Origin of the sequence: Vibrio sp. ER1A (genome assembly GCF_000733315.1) — a bacterium.
Classification (GTDB): Bacteria; Pseudomonadota; Gammaproteobacteria; order Enterobacterales; family Vibrionaceae; genus Vibrio; species Vibrio mediterranei.
The window spans coordinates 52,356-61,470 of sequence record NZ_JPJA01000090.1 but is presented as its reverse complement, the minus strand read 5'-3'; the positions used below and the strand labels follow the sequence as shown (position 1 = coordinate 61,470).

Sequence of the window (9,115 nt, the reverse complement as noted above, 5' to 3'; positions counted from 1 at the left end):
CACATTGGCAAGCGTTTTTTAGGAAAAAATACAAAAATAACGACTAAGCGTTTCTTTTTCATTCAAAGCTTTATTTATCCCACTTTATCCTTATTTTAATTACAAGTTATCCACAGAGTTATTAAAAAAGGAGGGTTTCCCCTCCTTTTTTAATAACCGATTTACTCTAGATTCCTGAACCATCTTGTTCGACGTCATCTTCATGTAAACCACATTCTCGTTTTAAGCCGTTAAAGCGAGTTTCTTCTATCTTCATTCCTGGCTTCCACTTTTCCGTCGAATGAGTATCACCAATAGAAAGATACCCTTGGTCTTTCAACGGATGGTAACTCAAGCCATGTTCCGATAAATAAGTGTCAATCTGGTCGTCACTCCAATCTATAATGGGAAGAAACTTGAATCTGCCATTTTGAATCGCTAGTACGGGCAAGTTAGATCGACTCTCCGACTGCTCTCTTCTCAATCCTGAAAACCAAGTCTGAACACTCAAATCCTCTAAAGCTCTCCTCATCGGCTCCACTTTATTCATTTGGTTGTAACGTTTGATTCCCTCAAGACCTTGTTCCCACAGCTTTCCGTATCTTGCCTCTTGCCATTGCGGCGACAACTCTGCTTTATATATATGTAGGTTTAAGTTTAATTTCTCCTTAAGCGCATCAATAAATTGATAGGTTTCAGGAAATAAGTACCCCGTATCTGTTAACACTATCGGGGTTTCTGAACGAACCTGACTAACCAAATGAAGCATAACCGCAGCCTGCATACCAAAACTCGAGCTCAAGATATGCTGTCCAGGTAGATTTTCAAACGCCCATCGAACTCTTTGCTCTGCATTGAGCCGTTCCAGCTCTGCATTAAGCTCCGCCAGTTTTAGGATCTGTTCGGTTTTGGTGAGCGAAAGTAAATCATTTAATGTTGATTGCTCCTGGAGTTTAAGCATAGAAGTCCCTTTTCGATACTTTCACTTCTTGAATGATGCCCGCTCGAATGACAAAGTCTCCAAAGGCCTCACCTGTTTCTCGTTGTTCTGCCCACTGACCAACTAACGAATCGATATCCTCTAGGATTTGCGCTTCGGTGATGTTCTCTTTATACATTTTAGGAACACGAGTACCTGCTTTGTTACCACCTAAATGCAAGTTATAACGACCCGGCGCCTTACCAACCAACCCTATTTCAGCCAACATTGCACGTCCGCAACCATTAGGACATCCAGTGACTCGTAAGATAATGCTCTCTTCTTTATTGATCTGATGTTTATCCAAGATAGATTCCACATCAGTAACAAAGCTTGGTAGAAAACGTTCAGCCTCTGCCATCGCAAGAGGACACGTAGGGAAAGCAACACACGCCATCGAGTTTTTGCGCTGTTCTGATACTGTGTCATCCATCAAGCCGTGTTCACGGGCTATCTTTTCTATCTTGGCTTTATTCGACTTGGATACTTTAGCCACAATAAGGTTTTGGTTGGCCGTCATTCGAAAATCGCCTTTATGAATTTCAGCGATCTTTGCGACGCCGCTCTTTAAAGGTTTATCCGGAAAATCCAGTAGACGTCCATTTTCAATAAAGAGTGTTAGATGGTGTTTACCATCAATACCTTCAACCCAACCAATCCTGTCGCCACGCTCTGTGAACTCATATGGTTTACTTTGCTCAAACTTGATGCCGGCGCGCTTTTCTACTTCTGCTTTAAAGACATCAATACCTACACGATCCAAAGTATATTTGGTTTTGGCATTTTTACGGTTAGAGCGGTTACCCCAATCTCTTTGTGTCGTCACTACTGCAGCAGCCACTTCAAGCGTTTTATCAAGCGGTACAAAACCGAAATCATCTGCTCTTCTTGGATAAGTACTGGTGTCACCATGTGTCATCGCTAATCCGCCACCCACCAGCACATTAAAGCCGACAAGCTTGCCCTCTTCTGCGATAGCAACAAAGTTCAAGTCATTAGCATGAACATCTACATCATTTTGCGGTGGTATCACTACGGTGGTTTTGAACTTACGAGGTAAATAGTTCTTGCCTAGAATAGGTTCATCTTCTTGCGTTGTTTCTACTTTTTCACCGTTCAACCAGATCTCAGCATAGGCTTTAGTCTTGGGTAGTAAGTGTTCACTGATTTTAGTCGCCCACTCATACGCTTCTTGATGTAACTCAGACTCAACAGGGTTAGTTGTACACAAGACATTTCGGTTCACATCTCCAGCAGTGGCAATTGAATCAATACCAATGGAGTTCAGTGTTTGGTGCATCAACTTTATATTTGGCTTCAGTACACCATGGAATTGGAACGTTTGACGAGTAGTCAGACGGATGCTGCCATAAAGAGAATGCTCTGTTGCAAACTGATCAATGGCAAGCCACTGTTTCGGCGTTATTACTCCACCTGGCATTCTTGCTCGTAGCATGACGTTATGTAGAGGTTCGAGCTTTTGCTTAGCTCGCTCGTTCCGAATATCACGGTCATCTTGCTGATACATACCGTGGAATCGTATCAACTGGAAATTATCCGCTGTAAAGCCGCCCGTTATTTGATCTTGTAGATCTGTTTCGATCGTACCGCGAAGCAGATTACTTTCTCGTTTCAAGCGTTCGTTATCAGATAGTGGTCCTAACTCTTGACCTAATACTTCTTGAATAGTCACTGATTGCTTGCTCATTAGTACACATCCTTCTGATAACGTTTTGCTTTTCTTAATTCGCTGACAAACTCCTCAGCTTGTTCTGGTGATTTTCCACCATGCACCTTAGTAATCTCTAACAGTGCATTGTGTACATCCTTAGCCATATGGTTCGCATCACCACACACGTAGATATGTGCCCCCTCTTCAAGCCATTGCCACACTTGTTCACCTTGCTCTAGTAGGCGGTGTTGTACATAGACTTTCTCATGTTGATCTCGGCTAAACGCCACATCTAAACGGCTTAAGACACCCGATTTAAGGTATTTTTGCCATTCAACTTGGTAAAGGAAATCTTGTGTGAAGGTACGATCACCAAAAAACAGCCAGTTTTTACCACTATCACCTTGATTATCACGCTGTTGAATAAAGCTTCTGAATGGCGCAATACCAGTGCCTGGGCCGATCATAATAACTGGGGTATTTCCATTTTCTGGCAACTTAAAGTTGTTGTTGTGTTCTACAAATACTTTTACTTCTGCGCCTTCTTCTAGATCACGAGACAGGAAGTACGACGCACCACCGTAGCGACTCTCCTCACCAGTAGAATACTCCACCAGCCCAACTGTTAGATGTACTTCTTCATCCACTTCCTCTTGACTAGAAGCAATAGAGTAAAGGCGAGGAGTTAGACGGCGTAGCAATGACAGTAACTGTGATGCTTCAAGTTTGGTTTTCTTCTCTTTAAATACGTCTAATACCTGAGTACGTCCCGCGAACTCTCGCAGCTTATCTTTGTCTTCGGCTAACTTAAGCAGCTTTTTGCTGTTGGAGAGTTCAGCGTACTGGCTAACTAATTGAGGGTTCGCAGCGGTAATTTCATAGTGGCGAATCAGCGCAGAACGAAGGGATAGACTTTCACCGTCAACATCGACACTTTCGATGCCAGACAAACCAGCTTGAGCTAGAAGCGCGTCAACCAACTGGCTATTGTTTTCAAACCATACACCAAGAGCATCGCCTGGCTGGTAGGTGATACCTGAGCCTTCTAGATCTATTTCGATATGACGAACATCCTTGCCAGAATCACGTCCGGTGATTTTTTGACTAGTCAGTAACGTCGCAGTGTATGGGTTCTTTTTGGTATAGGTTACCGCAGCGGTATTATTAGCAACCGGCAGTGTTACAACCTCTGCAGCTTGAGATGCGAGGTCAGCTTTTATTTTTTCCAGAGCATTTGCACGCCACTCTTCAGCTGGCGCATCATAGTCGACATCACAGTCAATTCGGTCGATGAATGAGGTTGCCCCCAGCTTAGCTAAAAAAGAATCAAAGTCTTTACCTGTTTGGCAGAAGAACTCGTAACTTGAATCACCTAAACCAATCACACCATATTTTAAGTTTGGAAGTTTAGGGGCTTTTTTGGACTGCAGAAATTCATGCAGCTCAATAGCGTTGTCAGGCGCTTCACCTTCTCCATTAGTCGAAGCGACGATAATAACGTGCGTTTCTTTTGCTAGGTTTTTACCTTTGTAGTCACTCGCATCAAACAGCTCTGCATCGATACCTAAAGTACTTGCTTCTTCTTTCAACTCTTCCGCAACACCTTTCGCGTTACCAGTTTGTGAAGCAAAGATAATTGACAGTTTTCCAGCAGGTACAGAAGCCGTGGCTGTATTTACTGCACTGGCTACAGGGGTGAGTTGGGTAGGAGCTTGTGCTTGACTCAATCCCCAAAAGTATCCGCTCACCCAAGCAAGTTGGTTAGAAGATAAATTACTCGAAGCTTGTTGAAGTTGTGAGATCTGTTGGTCATTTAATGGTGCAGCTACATTAGGTAGCTCTTGTGGTTGTGTATTGCCATTTGATGACTGTTTTACATTTGAAGACATTGTCACGACATCCCTAATCATTGCGTGACGATAGATTAACCAACCACCTTAATAACAAGAAAGAATAGATATGAATGTTTTATAACTTTTTGGAAGAAGAGAGAGGATTACTTGGCTTCAATTCGAACCTCAGTAAAGCCAACGGCCAAGGCAGACTTAGACGCTTTATCAAGATCGTTATACTGACATTCAGCACCATGAATATCAGTCAACATAAGAAAACCACCCTGCTTGTGGCGAAACTCAACAATCCAACCTTCATCAGAAGAAGACGGTTCTATGATCGCCTCGGCTAACAAGTTCTGATGGTATAGGTGCTTTAACTCAGTCATTGTCATGGTTCCCTCCAGAAATCTCGGCGTAGCTACTGTACCTAGTGCCATACACTAACTATAGCAATTACGCCTTAATCTGTAGGGATATTTGTTGCTATTTTGTTAACTTGATGGTGCTGCTACTTTCTTATACAACCAAATCGCAATAAGGAACGCGATAATATACGGGAGTAAATTGAAGACGATGCCGACCATTCCCAACATAAACATCACACCAAACGAAACAACCACAGCCAACGTTACTGTCATCACTGTTACGCCTGTCATTACCAGTGTAGCCAAAAATACCAATACGAAAATCAGTTCAAACATAACACCTCCTACGTGCTTGTGACTTCATTAACGACTTAACTTTGGTGTTGCAGGAACTGTTCCAACTATTGTAAGCATTAAAAATCATACACTTACAAAAAACAAAAACTCCTATTGGCACTGAGCACAATAGGAGTTGGTATTATTGACCAATAAGTTGGTATCTTACACGTCAAGTTCCGCAGGTATTTTCGCTAATGCAGTTTCTAGTACCTCAATGCCGGCACCCTTCTTATGAGCATTTTCACTAATGTAACGACGCCACTGCCTCGCACCAGGCATCGCCTGAAATAAACCAATCATATGACGAGAGATATGACCAAGATACGAGCCGTTCGCTAACTGTTGCTCAATGTATGGATACATCTCTTCCACAACCTGCTTGCGCTTTTTCACTGGAGTATCCAGCCCAAAGATTAGTTGGTCAACTTGCGCAAGAATATAAGGGTTTTGATACGCTTCACGGCCTATCATGACACCATCTAGATGCTTCAGGTGTTCAAGAGACTCTTCAAGGGTCTTCACTCCACCATTCACTGCGATCTGTAAATGAGGAAAGTCTTTCTTAATTTGATAAGCACGTGGGTAATCCAGTGGTGGAATCTCTCGGTTTTCTTTTGGACTCAAGCCGCTTAACCAAGCTTTACGCGCGTGAATAGTAAATTGTTCACATCCCGCCTTTTCTGAGACAAGAGAGACGAATCGCGTCAGAAACTCATAAGAATCCTGATCGTCAATGCCAATACGTGTTTTCACCGTTACTGGAACATCAACAACTTCTTTCATCGCCGCGACACACTCCGCCACCAACTCTGGCTCCGCCATCAAACAAGCACCAAAACGACCATTTTGAACACGATCCGAAGGACAACCCACATTGAGGTTGATTTCATCATATCCACGTTCCGCGGCAAGCTTTGCACACGTCGCTAAGTCCGCCGGATTAGACCCACCTAACTGCAACGCTACCGGATGTTCTTCTTCGTTATACGCAAGAAAATCACCTTTACCGTGGATAATCGCACCTGTCGTTACCATTTCGGTATACAACAGCGTTTGCGATGACATTAGACGATGGAAGTAACGGCAATGTCTATCTGTCCAATCGAGCATGGGTGCCACGCTAAATCTTCCACTCTTTGACACATCAATATTACTAGACAAGTCCATATTTTGCAAAGAATTATCTATTTTCTGTTCTCGGTTCATTTTCAATTATTCTCAATCATTTTTCGCTATTGCGTGCCCCATATGTATCCCAGTATCATATGGGGCACGCATTCGAACAACTATCAAGGAACCATAGATGGCCAGCTTTACATTGGAGAAACGTAAAACCAGCAAAGGGGTGCTGCGATATAGATGTGTTGTTCGATTAAAAAAAGGTAATGACGTAGTATATCGTGAATCTCGTACTTTCGGGAAAAAAGCCGATGCAAAAGTATGGGGCACGGCGCTTGTATCCAAACTCGAAACACACGGCCTACCTGGTAAAAGCCCGGAAGTTACTCTTAGAGAGCTGATCATCATGTACTTAAATGAACCTCACATTGCGAAAAGCATAGGTCGTTCAAAACGTTATGGCCTCAACATGCTAGTCGATACAGAATTAGCGAAAATACAAGCGAACAAGTTGACCGTAGCCAACCTTGTTCAGCACTGTAAAGATCGTAATGATGCGGGAACAAGCCCTCAAACAGTGTCCGGTGATATTTCATATCTTCGCAGTGTTCTTAGAGCTGCAAAGCCAATTTTTGGTATAGATATTAACGATTCTGTCGTACAGGAAGCTTACTATACTCTTTATCAACACAATCTAATTGCTAAATCAAACCGAAGAAGCCGACGCCCTGAAACGTCAGAGCTGAACAGAATCAAGGTAGAACTTCGGAGAAGACAAGAACATCGTGCTGCTCATATCCCGTTTTTAGATATTCTGGATTTTTCTATTTTGAGCTGTATGCGGATTGGTGAAGTATGCAAAATTCTATGGGAAGACGTAGACGAAGGAACTAGAGCTGTTAAGGTACGAGATCGTAAAGACCCTCGTAAAAAAGAAGGGAATCATATGTGGGTTCCACTTTTAGGAGAAGCCTGGGAAATCCTGAATAGACAACCTAAGACCTGCGACCGTATCTTCCCCTACAACAGCAAAAGTGTTTCCGCTGGCTTTCAACGTGTAAGAAGCTCACTAGGGATCAAAGACCTTAGATACCATGATCTTAGGAGAGAAGGAGCAAGCCGTTTATTTGAACAAGGCTTTTCAATTGAAGAAGTAGCTCAAGTAACTGGTCATAGAAATCTAAACACCCTTTGGCAAATTTACACTGAGCTTTTCCCAAATCGCGTACATGAGAAATTTAATCTGCTTAAGAGGCAAAATGAAATTGAAAGGTCATAATTTATTTATCTTATTTATTGCCACCAAAGATAATTGTAGATTTAGCTGATAATGATGACACTTGAAACGTTAAAGTGCCATCATATCTACGCTTTTTTAATTCAAATCTTAAATAATTTATCATCTTGAGACAATGATAGAGCCTGATACTCAGGTTTATCTATAGCAACAGGGAGCTTATCTCTCAATATCGGGACAATGAACTGGCAATTAGAATTGATCACTTCTTGTACAAGCCCCTCGATTTGATTATCGTCAACGACTTCCATTTGATCATGCATTATAAAATGAAGGCAATCAATTCCAATTGATTCAGCAAACTTCACATAAGCAATATCAAAAGCGGCAATCTCGCCTTTTTTCTTACCTGTACCAGTCTGCCCATCTAGTGAGTCAATATATAGCTTATAGAAATGCTGATCTGTATTTTTCTTTTGTTCAAAAGTTGCACTCAATGCAAACTTTTCACCATACAGGTTGTTTGATATCTCAGAGAAGAATTGGTTAAACTTAGAAACTCTTTCTTGTACTAAGTCGTCTAATGCGTAAATAGATTTATCTATATCAGAAAGTTTTTTATCAATACCCTCCAACGTTTCTCTCGAAGATACGAGTTGCTCAAGCTTCTCTTCTAATCGACCTTTTTGCTCATATTTAGAATTTAACTGTGAAATTATTTCTTGTAAATCATCAATTGCATCTGATTTATTAAGGTTATCTACCAGCTGTTTTTCTTTAACCAAACTATCTTGAATATCTGAGTTTAGCTTCGATAACTGAGCATCTATATTTGGAATCTCACCAGAAACAAAGTGTATTTTCTCCTCAATCATTTTATTGTGGAATGCTACAGTCTCACTATAAGTTTTTTTCAATTCAGGAAGAAGCAAATTAGCTTGCTCATATAATTCTGACAAAAGCGAAGTCTGAGTACTTGCTAAGTTATTCATTAGCTCTGTACAGCTTTCCTCGATCAGATCTTTTCTTAGTTCAAGTTGACTTTGCTTTGAATAAAATGAATTTAAGTTAGCCCTTGTTTCATTTAAAAGCTCCAAGTCAGATTCATACTCATCGTTAATATTGAAGCTATTCTTCTTTATTTCTAAATTATCAATGTCACGCTGAATGATAGTGAGAAATTGCTTTAATTTAGATTCACTATTTTCGTTAAATAGACGAGTATACAGCTTATCTTCAATACTTCTCTCTTCAAGAAGTAATCTTTTCTTCTCTGCGTCAGGGTAATCAATGCCTAACCAAAAAAGATATAACGCTTCGTACTCTTCTAACTTACCAAAGTTACCAAGTACCCTAACCGTATTCTCTAATCGCTCTGCCTCATCTCTTATATTTTTCGCTTTTAGTTGTTTAAAAGTTGGTTTTTTTTCTTCATAAGAGAAAATTTTCTTTTTGAGCTCCATATCTAAATTTTTTGACAGAACAGGCTTACCATCAACTTCCAGGATTCTTTTTGAACCTGAGAGACAATTTCTACAGATCTCGACTTGCTTAGATAACGGATCCTCTAAGTTTTCTTGCAGCCTAAGT

The 9,115-nt window shown here is 41.1% G+C and carries 8 protein-coding genes; 1 reads left to right on the top strand and 7 read right to left on the bottom strand.

Annotated features, from left to right (window positions below; translation table 11 throughout):
• Positions 1–166: 166 nt before the first annotated feature.
• The 6 genes from HW45_RS18300 to dusA form a co-directional block, all read right to left on the bottom strand.
• Positions 167–940: a phosphoadenylyl-sulfate reductase gene (locus tag HW45_RS18300; protein ID WP_038228778.1), complete on the bottom strand. Its 774-nt coding sequence runs from the start codon at positions 938–940 to the stop codon at positions 167–169.
• Positions 933–2,666 (bottom strand): assimilatory sulfite reductase (NADPH) hemoprotein subunit, encoded by a 1,734-nt coding sequence (gene cysI, locus HW45_RS18295; protein WP_038228775.1) that lies wholly within the window; start codon positions 2,664–2,666, stop codon positions 933–935. Before cysI ends, HW45_RS18300 begins: the two co-directional genes overlap by 8 nt.
• A complete protein-coding gene (locus HW45_RS18290; RefSeq protein WP_152559691.1) occupies positions 2,666–4,540 on the bottom strand; it encodes an assimilatory sulfite reductase (NADPH) flavoprotein subunit in 1,875 nt (624 codons plus the stop codon). Before HW45_RS18290 ends, cysI begins: the two co-directional genes overlap by 1 nt.
• A gap of 86 nt (positions 4,541–4,626) precedes the next feature.
• Positions 4,627–4,857, bottom strand: coding sequence for a hypothetical protein (locus HW45_RS18285; protein ID WP_031495170.1), 231 nt, complete (start codon positions 4,855–4,857; stop codon positions 4,627–4,629).
• Positions 4,858–4,956: 99 nt separating this feature from the next.
• Positions 4,957–5,166, bottom strand: a complete 210-nt coding sequence (locus HW45_RS18280; RefSeq protein WP_031495169.1) for an envelope stress response protein PspG — start codon at positions 5,164–5,166, stop codon at positions 4,957–4,959.
• Positions 5,167–5,331: 165 nt separating this feature from the next.
• The gene (dusA, locus tag HW45_RS18275; protein WP_081875856.1) at positions 5,332–6,336 is read right to left on the bottom strand and encodes a tRNA dihydrouridine(20/20a) synthase DusA; all 1,005 of its coding nucleotides are present in this window, start codon (positions 6,334–6,336) and stop codon (positions 5,332–5,334) included.
• Positions 6,337–6,472: 136 nt separating this feature from the next.
• Between dusA and HW45_RS18270 the strand changes: the two genes are divergently transcribed.
• A complete protein-coding gene (locus HW45_RS18270; protein WP_029789939.1) occupies positions 6,473–7,567 on the top strand; it encodes a tyrosine-type recombinase/integrase in 1,095 nt (364 codons plus the stop codon).
• A 101-nt stretch (positions 7,568–7,668) separates the two neighbouring features.
• Here the strand turns inward: HW45_RS18270 and HW45_RS18265 are convergent.
• On the bottom strand, positions 7,669–9,115 hold a 1,447-nt coding region (locus HW45_RS18265; protein WP_038228781.1), incomplete at its 5' end, for a DUF2326 domain-containing protein.

What these genes read in the sequence shown, in the direction of transcription:
- HW45_RS18290 (WP_152559691.1), bottom strand. Translation starts at nt 4,540, where the DNA reads ATGATTAGGGATGTCGTGACAATGTCTTCAAATGTAAAACAGTCATCA.
- dusA (WP_081875856.1), bottom strand. Translation starts at nt 6,336, where the DNA reads ATGGACTTGTCTAGTAATATTGATGTGTCAAAGAGTGGAAGATTTAGC.
- HW45_RS18300 (WP_038228778.1), bottom strand. Translation starts at nt 940, where the DNA reads ATGCTTAAACTCCAGGAGCAATCAACATTAAATGATTTACTTTCGCTC.
- HW45_RS18280 (WP_031495169.1), bottom strand. Translation starts at nt 5,166, where the DNA reads ATGTTTGAACTGATTTTCGTATTGGTATTTTTGGCTACACTGGTAATG.
- HW45_RS18285 (WP_031495170.1), bottom strand. Translation starts at nt 4,857, where the DNA reads ATGACAATGACTGAGTTAAAGCACCTATACCATCAGAACTTGTTAGCC.
- cysI (WP_038228775.1), bottom strand. Translation starts at nt 2,666, where the DNA reads ATGAGCAAGCAATCAGTGACTATTCAAGAAGTATTAGGTCAAGAGTTA.
- HW45_RS18270 (WP_029789939.1), top strand. Translation starts at nt 6,473, where the DNA reads ATGGCCAGCTTTACATTGGAGAAACGTAAAACCAGCAAAGGGGTGCTG.